Source organism: Candidatus Woesearchaeota archaeon, assembly GCA_016187565.1.
In the GTDB taxonomy this organism is placed as follows: domain Archaea; phylum Nanobdellota; class Nanobdellia; order Woesearchaeales; family JACPJR01; genus JACPJR01.
The window spans coordinates 21100-35703 of sequence record JACPJR010000002.1; the positions used below are offsets into that span (position 1 = coordinate 21100).

Annotated in this window: 16 protein-coding genes; 10 read left to right on the forward strand and 6 right to left on the reverse strand. The window is 39.6% G+C overall.

Going from position 1 to position 14604, the window contains the following annotated elements; translation table 11 throughout:
* The 4 genes from sufD to sufC are packed head-to-tail and all read left to right on the forward strand — an operon-like array spanning nt 1 to nt 3639.
* Nucleotides 1-1215 carry a Fe-S cluster assembly protein SufD gene (gene sufD / locus HYW21_00375; protein MBI2547785.1) on the forward strand — a complete coding sequence of 405 codons (1215 nt, stop codon included), beginning with the start codon at nt 1-3 and terminating at the stop codon, nt 1213-1215.
* 3 nt (nt 1216-1218) lie between these two features.
* Nucleotides 1219-2448 (forward strand): SufS family cysteine desulfurase, encoded by a 1230-nt coding sequence (gene sufS, locus HYW21_00380; protein MBI2547786.1) that lies wholly within the window; start codon nt 1219-1221, stop codon nt 2446-2448.
* 29 nt (nt 2449-2477) lie between these two features.
* Complete coding sequence (locus HYW21_00385; GenBank protein ID MBI2547787.1) at nt 2478-2885, forward strand: iron-sulfur cluster assembly scaffold protein; 408 nt, start codon at nt 2478-2480, stop codon at nt 2883-2885.
* 10 nt (nt 2886-2895) lie between these two features.
* Nucleotides 2896-3639 carry a Fe-S cluster assembly ATPase SufC gene (gene sufC / locus HYW21_00390; GenBank protein ID MBI2547788.1) on the forward strand — a complete coding sequence of 248 codons (744 nt, stop codon included), beginning with the start codon at nt 2896-2898 and terminating at the stop codon, nt 3637-3639.
* 42 nt (nt 3640-3681) lie between these two features.
* Here the strand turns inward: sufC and HYW21_00395 are convergent, their stop codons facing one another.
* The gene (locus tag HYW21_00395) at nt 3682-4164 is read right to left on the reverse strand and encodes an Lrp/AsnC family transcriptional regulator (protein MBI2547789.1); all 483 of its coding nucleotides are present in this window, start codon (nt 4162-4164) and stop codon (nt 3682-3684) included.
* A 124-nt stretch (nt 4165-4288) separates the two neighbouring features.
* On the opposite strand from HYW21_00395, the gene HYW21_00400 reads away from it, so the two are divergent.
* Complete coding sequence (locus HYW21_00400) at nt 4289-6094, forward strand: hypothetical protein (protein MBI2547790.1); 1806 nt, start codon at nt 4289-4291, stop codon at nt 6092-6094.
* 26 nt (nt 6095-6120) lie between these two features.
* On the opposite strand, the gene HYW21_00405 is transcribed toward HYW21_00400, so the two are convergent.
* Nucleotides 6121-7329, reverse strand: a complete 1209-nt coding sequence (locus tag HYW21_00405) for a GNAT family N-acetyltransferase (protein ID MBI2547791.1) — start codon at nt 7327-7329, stop codon at nt 6121-6123.
* 133 nt (nt 7330-7462) lie between these two features.
* Between HYW21_00405 and HYW21_00410 the strand changes: the two genes are divergently transcribed.
* A complete protein-coding gene (locus HYW21_00410) occupies nt 7463-7588 on the forward strand; it encodes an AsnC family protein (GenBank protein MBI2547792.1) in 126 nt (41 codons plus the stop codon).
* Nucleotides 7589-7598: 10 nt separating this feature from the next.
* Here HYW21_00410 and HYW21_00415 read toward each other — a convergent pair whose 3' ends face one another.
* Nucleotides 7599-8090 carry a hypothetical protein gene (locus HYW21_00415; protein MBI2547793.1) on the reverse strand — a complete coding sequence of 164 codons (492 nt, stop codon included), beginning with the start codon at nt 8088-8090 and terminating at the stop codon, nt 7599-7601.
* A 131-nt stretch (nt 8091-8221) separates the two neighbouring features.
* Here HYW21_00415 and HYW21_00420 point away from each other — a divergent pair, with 131 nt between their 5' ends.
* Both HYW21_00420 and HYW21_00425 read left to right on the forward strand, forming a co-directional pair.
* The gene (locus HYW21_00420; GenBank protein MBI2547794.1) at nt 8222-9184 is read left to right on the forward strand and encodes an Lrp/AsnC family transcriptional regulator; all 963 of its coding nucleotides are present in this window, start codon (nt 8222-8224) and stop codon (nt 9182-9184) included.
* A 371-nt stretch (nt 9185-9555) separates the two neighbouring features.
* Entirely contained in the window at nt 9556-10668 is a 1113-nt protein-coding gene (locus HYW21_00425) for a hypothetical protein (GenBank protein MBI2547795.1), read from the forward strand.
* A gap of 16 nt (nt 10669-10684) precedes the next feature.
* Here the strand turns inward: HYW21_00425 and HYW21_00430 are convergent, their stop codons facing one another.
* The gene (locus HYW21_00430) at nt 10685-11902 is read right to left on the reverse strand and encodes an NADP-dependent malic enzyme (protein MBI2547796.1); all 1218 of its coding nucleotides are present in this window, start codon (nt 11900-11902) and stop codon (nt 10685-10687) included.
* A gap of 162 nt (nt 11903-12064) precedes the next feature.
* Here HYW21_00430 and HYW21_00435 point away from each other — a divergent pair, with 162 nt between their 5' ends.
* On the forward strand, nt 12065-12460 hold the full coding sequence (locus HYW21_00435; protein MBI2547797.1) for a DoxX family protein: 396 nt from the start codon (nt 12065-12067) through the stop codon (nt 12458-12460).
* A 47-nt stretch (nt 12461-12507) separates the two neighbouring features.
* Here the strand turns inward: HYW21_00435 and HYW21_00440 are convergent, their stop codons facing one another.
* Complete coding sequence (locus HYW21_00440; GenBank protein ID MBI2547798.1) at nt 12508-12762, reverse strand: (2Fe-2S)-binding protein; 255 nt, start codon at nt 12760-12762, stop codon at nt 12508-12510.
* Between the two features lie 108 nt (nt 12763-12870).
* Here HYW21_00440 and HYW21_00445 point away from each other — a divergent pair, with 108 nt between their 5' ends.
* On the forward strand, nt 12871-13680 hold the full coding sequence (locus tag HYW21_00445; GenBank protein MBI2547799.1) for a hypothetical protein: 810 nt from the start codon (nt 12871-12873) through the stop codon (nt 13678-13680).
* On the opposite strand, the gene HYW21_00450 is transcribed toward HYW21_00445, so the two are convergent.
* Nucleotides 13677-14297 carry a superoxide dismutase gene (locus HYW21_00450; protein ID MBI2547800.1) on the reverse strand — a complete coding sequence of 207 codons (621 nt, stop codon included), beginning with the start codon at nt 14295-14297 and terminating at the stop codon, nt 13677-13679. The two genes, HYW21_00445 and HYW21_00450, sit on opposite strands and share 4 nt — an antisense overlap.
* Between the last annotated feature and the right edge of the window lie 307 nt (nt 14298-14604).

Sequence of the window (14604 nt, forward strand, 5' to 3'; positions counted from 1 at the left end):
ATGAATGATATCCCTCATGAAGCATTTGAAAGCTTTATCAAGCAAAAACCAGAACCAGAATGGGTACGGAAAAAAAGAAGACAAGCCTTTCTTCGTTTACCAAGAGCTCTATTGCCGTCATTTCGTTATGGCCTTCAGATAATGGTTGCCCCAGAGCAATTTGATTTTTCAGGGGTTTTACCAAAGATAAAGACTACAGCAAACAGGATAAAGATCAACTGTCCCAAGGAAAATGGTCTTTTTTTTTATAACGGAGCACAATTTTATGATGATCCTCGCTTTGTATCATTTTTTAATGAAGAGTGGTCAACAGAAAAAACATCACGAACCCAATGCTTTCATGATGCATTTTGCAATGATGTTGTGTGTCTTGCCATTCCTCCGGGATATAAGCAACTAGATCCTATTGAGATAGTGTATGATGTCCAAGAAGGACCATTGCTTTCAACCTTCTTGATGGTAATCGGGCCTCATGCCCATGTAAAGATCTTTCTCACAAAAGAAGGGGCATATGCACCCGAACATACCTATGTGAGCGAGCAAATGAGAATTCTTGTTCTCGAAGGAGCACACCTTGAGTTATTTACTCTGCAGAACCTTCCACGAGCAGTTGTTAATGTGCAACAGAGGATTGCACTGCAAAAACGTGATTCGTCTGTTACTTGGACTGAACTTTCTTTAGGAAGTAGTTATACCAAGGCAGAAACAACAAGTATCTTAGATGAGCAAGGCGCTTCGACAACTATGCTTGCCTTGTTTGCAGGTACTGGGAAACAACGGTATGATATTGCAACTTTCGCAGCACATCAGGCGCAATACACTAGCTCTGACATTGCCACGAAGGGAGTCCTCAATGGATATGCAAAAGGATTAAGCAGGGGTCTTATCACTATTGGAAAGCATGCAGCACATGCAGTGGGTTATGAAAAACAAGATGTACTATTGCTTACTGATAATGCTGAAGGAGATGCTATTCCTAATCTTGAGATTCATAATAATGAAGTAAAATGTAGTCATGGTTCCACGATCGGACAGATTGATCCTGAAAAATTATTTTATCTGCAGAGCAGAGGTTTAGATGAAGAAACCGCAAAGCAGAAAATTGTTGAGGGTTATTTCATGCCCGTTCTCCAAAAAATTAAAGAGCAACATATGCAGCAACGTATTACGCAGCTCTTGCTCCAAGCATTATCTCAACATCCCAACAGCAAATGAACTATGGTCTTTACCAATAACGACGCCCGAAAAGTAAAAAAGGATTTTCCACTCTTACAAAACAAGATACAGGGAAAATCATTAATCTATCTTGATAATGCGGCAACCACCCAAAAGCCTTCGGTAGTTATAAACACTCTCACGCATTATTATGAGTATCTCAATGCAAATATTCATCGTGGTTTATATCCGCTCAGCGAAGATGCTACCCTCCACTATGATCAGGCACGGAAAACAATTGCCTCTTTTATCAATGCACAGCCCGAAGAAGTTATCTTCACCAAAAATACAACAGAATCATTGAATTGTCTTGCCTATACCTTACAGGACCTTGTCGGAAAAAGAAATGAGATTGTGCTTACCCAGATGGAGCATCATGCAAACCTCGTTCCGTGGCAACAGCTGGCAAAGCGTCAGCGTATGGTCCTCAAGTTTATTCGTATGACTAAGAATTTTTTACTAGACTATGATGATGCGAAGCAGAAGATTACCAAAAAGACTGCCATTGTTGCCTTTCCTTTTGTTTCCAATGCTCTTGGAACCATCATTGATGTTCATCGTCTGGTTACCTTAAGTAAAGCAGTAGGTGCATATACGGTTGTTGATGCTGCGCAAGCAGTCCCTTCGATGCCTCTCAATGTGAAGTTGCTTGATGTTGACTTTTTAGCCTTCTCTGGACATAAAATGTGCGGCCCAACAGGAATTGGTGTACTCTATGGTAAACGTGCATTACTCGAAAAAATGCCTCCTTTTCAGACGGGTGGTGATATGATTCGGAGCGTAACATTCCAAACTGCAGAATGGAATGAACTTCCCATGAAGTTTGAGGCAGGAACGCAACATATTGCTGGTGCTTTAGGTCTGGCAGCAGCTGTTCAATATCTTTCACGAATAGGTATGCCAAATGTCAAACACTGGGAAGAGGAACTTTTACGTTATACACTTGACACCGTAAAGAAAGTTCCTGGCATCAGGGTTTATAATCCAGGTCATGGGAAAAGTGTAGGCATTCTTTCCTTTACTCTTCAAGGGATTCATCCTCATGATATTGCAGCTATTCTTGGAAACGAGGGCGTCTGTATACGAGGAGGTCATCACTGTGCCATGCCACTGATGGATGTTCTTGGTGTTCATGGAACTGCCAGGGCTAGCTTTTATGTCTATACAACAAAAGAGGATATTGACGCCTTTGTCGTTGGATTACAAAAAGTACAAGCATTATTTCAAAAGTAAACACGGTTATGAAAAAGAAGGTATATCCCATGGATGATACATTTACTGAAGCAATGTACAAGGAACATATCTTAGCATTGTATAAGCACCCGTCAAATTTTGGTAGACTTCCGAATCCAACCGGTGAACACAGGTCTACCAATCCGCTTTGTGGTGATGATATCACGATGCAACTTTTGATAAAGGATGATGTCATCGAGGAGGTTAAGTTCCATGGTCATGGATGTACAATCAGCATAGCTTCTGCTTCTTTGATAACTGAACGTCTCAAAGGTCAACCAGTTTCAAGCCTCGGCAGCTTAACTAAAGAAGAAGTGCTTGATATGTTACACATCCCTGTTGGACCGGTAAGGCTCAAATGTGCATTATTGCCTCTTGAAGCTGTTCGGTTGTGTCTTCCTCATTCCTCTACTGTTTCTGAGGTTACGAAGAAATAAGGTGAACACAATGACATTATTAAGCATAGATAATTTACATGTGTCTGTTGAAGGAAAAGAGATTATTAAAGGACTCCATTTGTCTCTTGAGAAGGGAAAGATCCATGCACTGATGGGCCCTAATGGAGCAGGCAAAAGTACGCTGGTCAATACCTTGATGGGTCATCCTCAGTACTCGGTTACGCAAGGATCCATTGTTTTCAATGGTGAGGATATCACACAGCTTTCACCAGATGAACGCGCTAAACGTGGTTTGTTTTTGTGCTTTCAGTATCCAAAAGAAATCCCAGGAGTAACCTTAACCAATCTCCTGCGTACGGCATTGAACGCGCGTCGACCAAAAGAGAATCCTATTACCATAGCTGCATTTCAGCAACTCTTGCGAGAAAAAATGAACGCATTGAAAGTAACCGAATCGTTTGTCAGCAGGTATGTCAATGAAGGCTTCTCTGGTGGAGAAAAGAAAAAAGCTGAGATATTACAACTTGCTGTTCTCGATCCGAGCTTAGCCATTCTTGACGAGACTGATTCAGGCCTTGACATTGATTCATTACGAATTGTTGCACAGGGTGTTAATACCTTCATGTCTCCAGAGAAATGTATTTTAATCATTACGCATTACAAAAGAATCCTGGAATATATTAAACCAGACAAACTCTTGATTATGGTTGATGGTAAGGTAGCTATGGAAGGTGATGGTAGCCTTGTTGATCATTTAGAAGAAAAAGGATACGAGTGGATTACCAAAGAATAAGTTCATCCAAAAAAAGGTTAACATCCTTAGCTGATAGAAAATTTATTTTTTCTCCCATCTATGGTCTGTTTTCTTATCATTTTTTTTGATGCGAAATCCTTCTCGCTTAATAATTTCAGCAACAGGAATCTCCTGAACTTTTTTAAGTTTATAAGAGGTTACCTTATTTCTGAATTTTGTCTTATCTCTGATAGATCTGAAGGCGCACTCAACATAGAAATGTGTTCCTTTATTAATGACAGAGATGGTATTAACGCTTGGATTGAAGAGCAAATAGCGTTTGAGGTTTTCCTTTGCAGAAAGAAGATAATGAACGATAAAGGGATGATTGATATTCGGGAAGTTAAGGAGACTTACATGCCGTACCATTCCTCTTTTCTCTAATCGTTTGATGGTGTCATGCAAGGTAGAAATCGGAATATGGGTTCTCTTATGCATGACCGTCAGAGGCATTCTTCCGTTCTCACGTAAACAAGCTATGACTGCTAGATCAGTTTTCCTCAGATGCTTTCGCTTTTTTGCCATCTATCTACTAATCCTGTGCTTATTAATAAAGGTTTCGATGTTTTTAGGAAGCTTTCCGATATTACTCAATCAATGACCGCAAGATTTATATTTTACGATACTTCGAGAAGGTGAACATAAACCAATGACATCAGCAACAAGCGTTTCAGGAATTGCAATCGCATGTCAGAGAATCCAGAAAGTCAGTAGAATTCTCAGGAGAATGCAGGAACAATCATGTGCAAAGAGCCGGCTGGTGGTCAGAAAGGCAAATCTCCTGCTTGATATTGCACCAAGTGGGTTTTTTTCGTGGGTTGTTAGACGCAAGCAGAGAATGTCAGATAAAGAGCAGATCTTCAAAGAAACAGAAGAAGAGTTACAAACGTTAGGCACTTCCCTGGAACTACAAAAGAAATATCTAGTGGCGGATTTTCATGGAGGAAATGAAGAGAAGACACTATCTCGGGTATTGAACATTCCCATTATCCGACATTGTGTTACCTCAAACGAAGAGAGGATGCTCCTTGAGCAAGTTGTCTATAAGCATAAAGATGCTGTCCAGCGCGTTCCAGCATTGTTTCTGATCTACACCCGGAAAGTAATTGAACAGGGAACAGCAACAAGGCTATTTTTGAGCCAACTACGGGAAATAGAGGTAAGGCTTCATGGGCAAAAATTCTATTTTCGGTACGCTGTTTTAGAGGAAGCGAGAAAAAGAGAACTTGTTGCCTGCATTAAAGCGTTTGAGGAACATTTTAAGCCATTCGCAAGAATTCATCCGCTTGAAGCAGCATCCGACCTTCTGGAAGCCATGGTGCATGAAGCAGCGAGAATTGCTGCTGAGAACAGAGAAGTAGAGCAGCTGTTCAATCAACAGGATCTTGAAGAACTCCGGCAGCTTGCAGGTCAGCAGGCAAAAAGAGAACAGAATAAAATTATTTTTTTCAGAAAGAAATTGGCTGAGCTCCGCAGATTGCGATTGCAATGGCGTCCAGAGCAGCTCATAGCTGTGCATGTAACCAACTATTTCCCTGAAAACGGCATGATAAAACCAACTGGCCAGTTTACTATCCAATTACCCAAGTCCAAAAGAGACGTCAAGTATCCTCGAGAATCTATCCATTTTTGTTTGAATGGTAAGGTTACTGGTCATGACGCTGGTGATGCCTGGAAAAATGCTAAAATAGCTGTTCTTGTCCCCGTCAACCTCATGATGAAGCGTATTGTTAACCTGAATCCTGCTGACACCTATGTTGTCGGCGAATTAAGACTTCCAAAAGGAAGCGAAATACTGGCGAGAAGCGAGGATGCACAAGGTCACAATTTTGGTGAGGCGGCCTTTATTCCTGTCCCACTGGAAAAGTCTCTTGAGGATATGATTCTCTTGCGCATAAAAGAGCGTGGATTTACCTCAATGCGAATAGGGAGTTGGAGTTGGAATGGTACGACTGATGAAGACTTCCTTAAAGAATACAAAGCAGTTGTTGAAACCGAAGAAGAATCCCTCCTTCTTGAAGTAGGCAAAGAGCTCATTTCTGGGGATGAATACCGGGAACGCATGAGACCAGTCTTTGCACTTCTCCACCTCCTCGAAAAGCCGCTTGAACTGGGTACCGATGATGACAACTTTTACCGATTATCGCAGGAATTCAACCTTGAATGGGTTACCCATCGTTCTAGTACTTGGAGACAAATTGAGGTGTTTGTTGAATCAACGTATAATGAAGAGTTATACGGATCCCAGCTTTTAGAAGAAGACGACCTTAACTATTGCAAAGATCAAATAAAGAAATATGCAGCCTTCCTTCGTGAAAAAAGAAAACGGCTTTCATCTCCTGAGGAACGAGAAGCAATTGTCCGGATAGCTGTTATTCTCGGTAATCTCAACAAGGGGCTTATAAAAAAATACCATGCCCAAAGAGAAATTGCCACATCAAAAAGGGCAGCGTAAGTGGAATACGAATGCACTGTTCGTTTTTATCTTCCCCCTAAAATAAGTGGGATATCTCCTGGGCTAATTGTTGGTTTATAATCAGCTTTGTCTTTTGCAAAGTTTTGTTCTCGGTAAACTCCAGACAAAATGCCGTAGGTTTCTCCTTGCTGTTGGACAAAAGCAACTGCTTGTTCAGGCGTTGTTGGAAATTGGTACATTGTTACTCGTGCTCCTACATTTTTTTTTGCATAGTTCCTATCAGCTTCAACGCCTTCAGGTGTCATATCTGCTGCAATAAATCCGTCGTACATTAAATCAAGCAATGCTTTGACGGTTCTTCCTTGAACAGTCTGCGTTTGTTCATTGCCTATCCATCGTAGTGCAAAGTATAAGGGGACAGGAGTCCATTCTTCTGCGTTGTATGCTTTGTCACCAAAGGTTGTATCACTTTGCACATATCTGACTCCACCATCTCTCTTTCGTATGCCGCAGGCCGATAAGCCGTTTTTACCATGGAAAATGTGCCTGCCAACGGTTGCGTGAACACCATCTTCACTAGCCAAGTTCGCAAATTCAATTTCACCGCACATGGATTGGACTTTCATGCCATTTGGAGTTAGTGTATAGGTTGTTCCAAGCAGTTTCTCAGCATCCATTGCTAGCGTGTTGCAGGCAGAAAGCATGGCGTTCTCCAAAGCACTTGCAATGCCCTGTTTTCGTGCAGACTCGAGCACGGCAATGTGCGACAAGTAAAGCGTATTGGTATCATGATTTGCCAAGAATGTACCATCGGCGGCGCCAATCACTGCTCCTTTTTGGCCATAGTTGCCTTCTTTATCAATAACAGCTGCACAGACATATTTAATGAATTCTTGGCTTCCTGAAGGTGCTGTCACCACAGGAGTTTTCCAACTTGATTCCAAAAAGTCAGCCCACGTGGTTTGTGGATCTATCTCATTCGTTGGAAAGTACTGCGCTGCAAACCAGTATGCCTGGGGCAATAACTCTGAAAATATATCGGTAATTAACCTAACCTCTAATCCCTGCATCCCCTGTTCCGCTCTTTCGGCGTTTATCGTTGTAGGATACAATCGTTTATCTGTCGGTAATCTACTATCTGGTGTTAGAGGGGTTTCTCGTGGCAAACGCCGTGCTTGTGCTAATCTCTGGCGTATCTCTTGCTGCTCTCCAGCATCTCTGCTGCCAAATAACTCCTCCAATCGTTGTTCAATAGTGTCATATGTTGCTGTCATTTATATCACCCACATTAATTTCATAATTACTCTTAAGTGATTACTAACTAGGGGGTTATATTTAATCTTTTCGCCCTATTTCCAATAAAAAATAGTAATATTTATATAAAATTACCACTTTTTTCTTAAAAAAATGAAAAAAAGTAATATACCTGATGAAAAAGACAAAAAGATCCTGAGCATTCTTCATCTGAATTCACGAACACCATTAGCAAAAATAGGTGGTGAAGTTTCTCTCTCAAAGGATGCCGTAGAATAGGGCAGGCATCTTATCTTTGTATTAGGCCATCAACCTCAAAAAAACCATTTTGACACAAAAAAGATTCAGGATGCTCAAAACCAGTACTCTCCTTAATTAAATCAACATAAGGCACCCTTTCTTGTTCTCTATATTGTAAATCAACTGAATCTCCAGTTTGATAATTTGATGGACCTGGAAAGATAAGTTTGTGTATTTTTCCGTCGGATGTTTCAATTCTTAGATGTTCAAATTCAAAATTTGCACCGTAATAATGATTTCTAATAGCAAAAGAATCTTCATCAATTCCAACAATTTTTCCTGAGATCTGTCTTATTGGGTATTGTGGTTGCGTTTGTACAGAAGAATTCCCTGTTGGGGTATTTTCAGTTGATTTTTGGGCACAACCAACTCCTCCAAGTGCTAGAACTCCTGCCAATGCAAGACTTGTAATTCCTGCAGTTCCTGCCAATACAATACTTGTTAAAGACGGTTGACGTTCCATACCATTAGTAATTGCCATGTATATCACCACCTTGACGTTATCATTACTTCTTAGTGATTACTGAATAAGGGTAATATTTAATCTTTTCGCTCTATTCTTAATAAAAAATAGTAATATTTATATAAGAACACAACTTTTTTCTTAAAAACATGAAAAAAAGTAATATACCTGATGAAAAAGACAAAAAGATCCTGAGCATTCTTCATCTGAATTCACGAACACCATTAGCAAAAATAGGTGGTGAAGTTTCTCTCTCAAAGGATGCAGTACTCTATCGTATTAATAAATTAGTTAAGACCGAGGTTATCAGTAAATTTTTTTTAGATGTCAACTACAAAATATTGGGCTATGACAAGTATACACTTTTTTTGCGTTTACATGTTTTGACACCTGAGGAGGAGCAGAAGTTTTTGCAGGTAGTTCAGCAGATTCCTGAAATAATCTTTTGTGCTCAATGTACTGGTCAGTGGGATTTTTGGCTGGAAATTCTCGCAGATTCTGTTCGGTCAGTGGACAGATTACTTGAAAATGTCCTGAAAGAAAAAAACGTGCAGGAATATCAGGTGATGATTCTCTCAAAAACCTACAAGGAATATGATCCCTTGCTTAAGAATGATTTACCACCTAAAATAATCCCTTCATCACCTATTATCACCATAGATGAAAGTGATTATAGCATTTTAAAAGCATTAGAGAATGATGCACGACAGCATATTCTTGATATTGCAAAGAAAACAGGTATGAGTGTTGATACCATTACCTCTCGGTTGCAGAAGCTTCAAGAAAAATCTTTGGTGAAGTATGACCTTGTTGTTAATTATAATACGTTGGGATATCATTTATCAGTTCTTGTGCTTGAAATTAATTCCTCTCAGGGAGAGGCATTGTATGCTTACCTTCTTGCTGACCCCCATGTGCGCTCATTTTCTGCTTTGATTGGCAATCGTGAACTAGTGATTGAGGTGTTGAGTCAAGACAAAAAGGATTATCTCCTTTTTTTGAATGCACTCCGCTCGTATTTTTTCGCTCTCATCATAAAGTATAGCGAAGTCTCAGTCATAAAAGATATCAAAGACATGACTGTTCCGGTGATCACATTCGAGAAACAGTAAGAGCACTTGACGAATATTTATATACACAGAAGTTCCTTCTTCAGGTGATGCATGTTCGAGGCAAATGGATAAAGGTTGTTGAGCGACGAGGCCAAAGTATTTTGATTAGTTCTTATTTTTACAATGGTATTCAGACCAAATATTTCAATGAAGCGCTTGGCTTGGATTGCGGTCTTGATCATTATCTTATTGTGGATTATGTAAATTATTATTTAGAGAGTGAAGTAAACCGTTTTCAGGATTGTACTGAAAAAATCCTCAACGAAACAGAATTTCAATATCTCAAAATAGTGCTGGATAAACTTTTTAAAAAAGGAAATGAACTTCTGTCGTATTCAGCAAAAATTGCTAAATCTATTATTCATGATCCAATGGTTGTATTTGAGAAATTTAGTGACCTCTGCTTAGTATTTGGGCCATCAATGTATTTTCCGATTCTGATTGAAAGTCACGTTGAAAAAAAAGTCAAGGCTATTATCAAACAACATAGTCGTCGAAATAACAATCATTATTTTTCTCTCTTAACTGCTTCACCCATTCCCACTGAAGGGACTAAAGAGTTGATAAGTCTCTATGAGATAGGATTGGCTTATCATAAAAATAGTAAAACCGTTGATAAAGCAATAGAAAAAATGATCGATAGACACCTTCATGCATTTGGTTGGTTTTCTTTTACCAAGTTTGTTGGAGATCCGTGGGATAAAAAGTTAATCATTCAAAGAATTGAAACATTAGACGCTCAGCGTGTTATCAAGGATCTAAATTACCTAAGAAGCAAAGCTGGTGTTCAGCGTAAAATCCTTAAAGCAACATACAAAAGTCTTACCTTGTCAAAAAAGGAAATTGAGATTATTGAATTAGCCCAGAGTCTGGCATATTTTAGAACCTATAGACTTGACGTGTATACCAAAGCAGGATATCATGCAAAGCAGTTATTTGAATTATTGGCTGAAAAGATTGGTTTGACCCTACAGGAATTTGTCTTTCTTACCTATGAAGAGATACTTTCGACTTTAAAAAACAAACAGCAATTCCCAAAAGATGAAGTCCAGAGAAGACTCACAGAAACGTGGCAACTCTTATTTGCAAAAGGAGTAATGACCTTATCGTACGACCAACCATTCCTTGTTGAAAATTACCAACATCAGGAAGAAATGATGATAACCGGTCAAATTGCCTCGTCGGGAATTGCAACAGGAGAAGTAAGGATTATTAGAGGAGTTCTTGAATTCAAAAAAATGAAAGATAAAGCAATTTTAGTTACTTCGATGACAACCCCTGACTTTGTACCTTTAATGCAACGTGCATCCGCTATTGTGACTGATGAAGGCGGGATAACTTGTCATGCAGCTATTGTGAGCAGAGAATTAAAAAAACCGTGTATTATAGGAACAAAAATTGCAACGCAGGTTCTTAAGGATGATGATTTTATAGAAGTTGATGCGAACAAAGGCATTGTTAGCGTGCTCCAAAAAGAAAGATGACTTCTTATTGCGGTTCTTATTTCTGTCGTATACATCCTTCTTTTCGTGCGGCGTCGGCAACTGCCTTAGCTACCCGAGGCACAACTGACTTGTCCAATGGATTAGGAAGAACATTATCTTTTGTTGGCTTGGTTACGGCTGTTGCCAGTGCATGTGCTGCGGCGATCTTCATGGTCTCAGTTATCTTCGTTGCCTTTGTATCCAATGCTCCTCGAAAGATGCCAGGAAACCCTAAGACATTGTTTATTTGGTTCGGTAGATCTGATCTTCCAGTACCAACAACAGCAGCACCACCTGCATACGCCTCATCAGGCATAATTTCAGGAATAGGATTTGCCATGGCAAAAATAATTGATTGTTTTTGCATTCCCTTAATATCTTCTTTTTTCAACAGGTTTCCTCGCGAGACGCCAATAAAGACATCTGCTCCTAAGAGCGCATCAGGTAATGTCCCTTCCTTCTTGAATGGGTTTGTGTAGACTAATAACTCTTGTTTGAATACATTGAGATCACTGCGAGAAGGACTAATAATTCCTTTAGAATCACACACCATGACTTCTTTCACGGGTATACAAACCTTCCGATCTGGATGGCCAACACACCGGAGTAATTTTGCTACCGCACTTCCTGCTGCACCAGCTCCATTGATGACTACCTTGAGTTGGCTGATATCCTTTTTAACCACTTTTGCCGCGTTCAACAAAGCTGCAAGAACAACAACAGCTGTTCCATGCTGATCATCATGCATGACAGGAATACCAAGATCCTGGAGTGCTTGTTCAACAAGAAAACATTCTGGTGCTTTGATGTCTTCCAAATTAATGCCTCCAAAGACAGGCGCAATGGCCTTTACCATATCGACAACAGAACAAAATCGTGTATCAACACAAATCGGAAATGCATCAATATTGGCAAATTCCTTGAAGAGTAATGCTTTTCCTTCCATAACTGGAATAGACGCTAACGGACCAATATTGCCAAGGCCAAGCACTGAGGATCCATCTGAAACCACAGCAACACTATTTGCTTTCAGCGAATGAGAAAATGCTGCTTCAGGATGTTCTGCAATAAGCCGACATACCTCCGCAACTCCGGGGGTGTAGGCTAAACTGAGATCATACCTTGTTTTCAGAGGTACTTTGCCTTGCACGCATAATTTTCCGTGATACTTTTCATGGAGTAAAAGTGCATCTGCTGCAAGTGTCTGTTGCACGTTATCATTTCCTTTTTTCATTCCGGTAACTCCCTGATCTACCACGCCGATTTTTCCTTTTCTTTTTAAATCTTGCTCTTTGTTAATTCCATCAGCGATAGGTTTATAAAGTCTATTGCCTTGTCATGATAAACCAATAGGCAACGGGGGCACTGCCTTATGCGTAAAACATGAGGTGATTCTATGGAAAACTATAAAAACTATGGACCAACGGTTCTCCGCGTTTTTGTCGGGCTGTTATTTTTAGTGCCTGGATTGTTTAAACTCAGCAATCCGAGTATGGCTGTTGATTTGCTTACCAATCTTGGTTTTGGCGCTGCAGGAGGATTTTTTGCATGGGTGCTTATTCTCTCTGAAATTATCTTTGGTGCTGCTGTCCTTGTTGGTTGGAAGGTGAAGTATGCTGTATGGCCACTGGTTGTTATCATGCTGGTCGCCACTGTCATGGTCGTTATACCTAGTTTTGCTACCGACCCTATGGCAGCAGTGAGTTTAGCATTCCATCTCTTGGCGGTTGCTGGTCTTGTCAGTTTGTTTTTAACCGGACCAGGAGCATGGGCTGTTGAGAAACAAGCATAAGGAGTAAATTTTTTCTTTCTAATTTTTTTTCTTTCCTTTTTCTCCTTTTAGAACTTGATTTTTACCATACCACTTTTAATTTTACACTGGCATGCCAATCGGTTGTGCTCATCCATTCCCAGGGCTTCTTCATTCTCATTTAATGGTTCTAAATTATCCACACCTTCCTCAATCTCAACCCGGCAGATAGCACACATGCCCGATGAACAAGCAAACGGAACTCCTAGCTCTTCGGCAGCATCTTTAATAGGACTTCCGTCAGGAATCTCGAGAGCTTTATCATTTGTTTTGAGGGTTGCCATGCTGAGAGAAGGTGATAGAAACTATTATATTAAGGATTATGTTCTTTAATATAGCGGTTAGAGTATACAAGGACAAACGTTTTTAAAGAAATAGCCATTTGAATAATTATGTCTCTGGAAGATGAAGCAAGAAAAGAATGGAAAGAAAAAATTAGGAGAAAGACTGAGCAAGTTCGAAGAGATTGGACTTCTGAATCAGACGGAAGTGTTCCTCTTGAGGAGGCACTTGTTGGTGTTCTTGCTGATTATTATGTTAAAAGAGAAGTTCCAAGAGTCGTTATAAAATATTCAGAAGGAGCAACCGATGAAGGATTAATTAAGGTTTTTGATAAGATTTTGGGTGTCATGAGAACTCCAACATATCATACTTTGAATTATACAAATCCTGGAGTAGTAGAACTTGCTAAATGTTTATGTTTAAGACATTCAATTACTGGGGGAGACCATGTTGATAGAGATGCTACCCATATTTTATGGGAATTTGTTGGTGATAGGCCTATTGATATTTATTGGGATCAGGAACGTGACCTACCACAATATTCAGGTGAAGTTTTAAAATCATTAGAGATACAATTTGGAAATTTTAGAGTTTGGTCAGCATTAAGACAACATAAAGAATTTTCTCGAATGTTAGGGGAAAGCAGTAAAAGAGCATACGATTGGAAACGTCGTGACCATGTAAGAAATGGTACAATGAACATGGAAGCTAAAAGTAGAATTGAATTAGGTTTTGCTCAACTTGCTGATTTTTTTCCAGAACAATCTGGAGATAATGTTGATCAATTATTTTATCGTGCAGTTAGCAGTTTTGTTTCTGCAAAAAATAGAGAAATGATTCCATACCGACTTGCACAATACCAGTTGAGAGAGATACCAGTAACGATGGGAATAAATCCTGTTAATTTTTCTCAGTTCTAAGAAGATTGCTTAGCTTTTTTGTAATTTTCTTCAACCTGCCGCCAGTTGACGACATGCCACCAGTTTTTAAGATATTCAGCCCTATTCCATTGGTAAAGGAGATAATAGCCATGTTCCCAAACATCAACACCCAAAATTGGAATTTTTCCTTCCATTAAAGGACTATCTTGATTTGCAGTGCTATACACTTCTAATTTACCGTTGTTTACTACAAGCCAAGCCCAGCCAGAACCAAATCGAGCTATCCCAGTATTGGTGAAGCTTTCCTTAAATTTTTCAAAGCTTTCAAACGTTTTCTTAATGGCATCTGCAACTTTTCCCGAAGGGTCACCACCTGCATGAGGAGCCATTATCTGCCAGAAAAACGTGTGATTAGCATGTCCACCACCATGATTCCTTACTGCTGTCCGAATGCTTTCAGGAACCTTATCAAGATCCATGAGGAGTTCTTCAACGGTCTTTGTTTGCAGATTTTTGTGATCAGCTAATGCAGCGTTTAACTTATCAATATAGGTTTGATGATGTTTCGTATGATGAATCTTCATGGTCTGTTCATCAATGTACGGTTCAAGCGCACTATAGGCATAGCCGAGTGCAGGAAGTTCATGTTTTGCCATTTGCGTCACCTCACCCTTAGAACTTAACAATTGACAAGTATGAAGTCATTGACCTATATAAATGTTTGCGTGATGCTTTTTATTTGTTTAATTTGATTATTAGTTTACACTTTAATAATAAGCCGAGATTTCTGCACTTTTTGTGATTTAAATGGAAAAATTGAAAGAAAAAAAAGAAAGTGGGTAGTACAGCAATACAGAAGCGGTAGAAGTGCTACTTCTATAGCAAGAATTCAAAAAATCAGCAGGCAGATGGTTTACAAGCTTGTTGCAAAACATAAGAAAGAAGGGTCGAAAGCTTACAAAG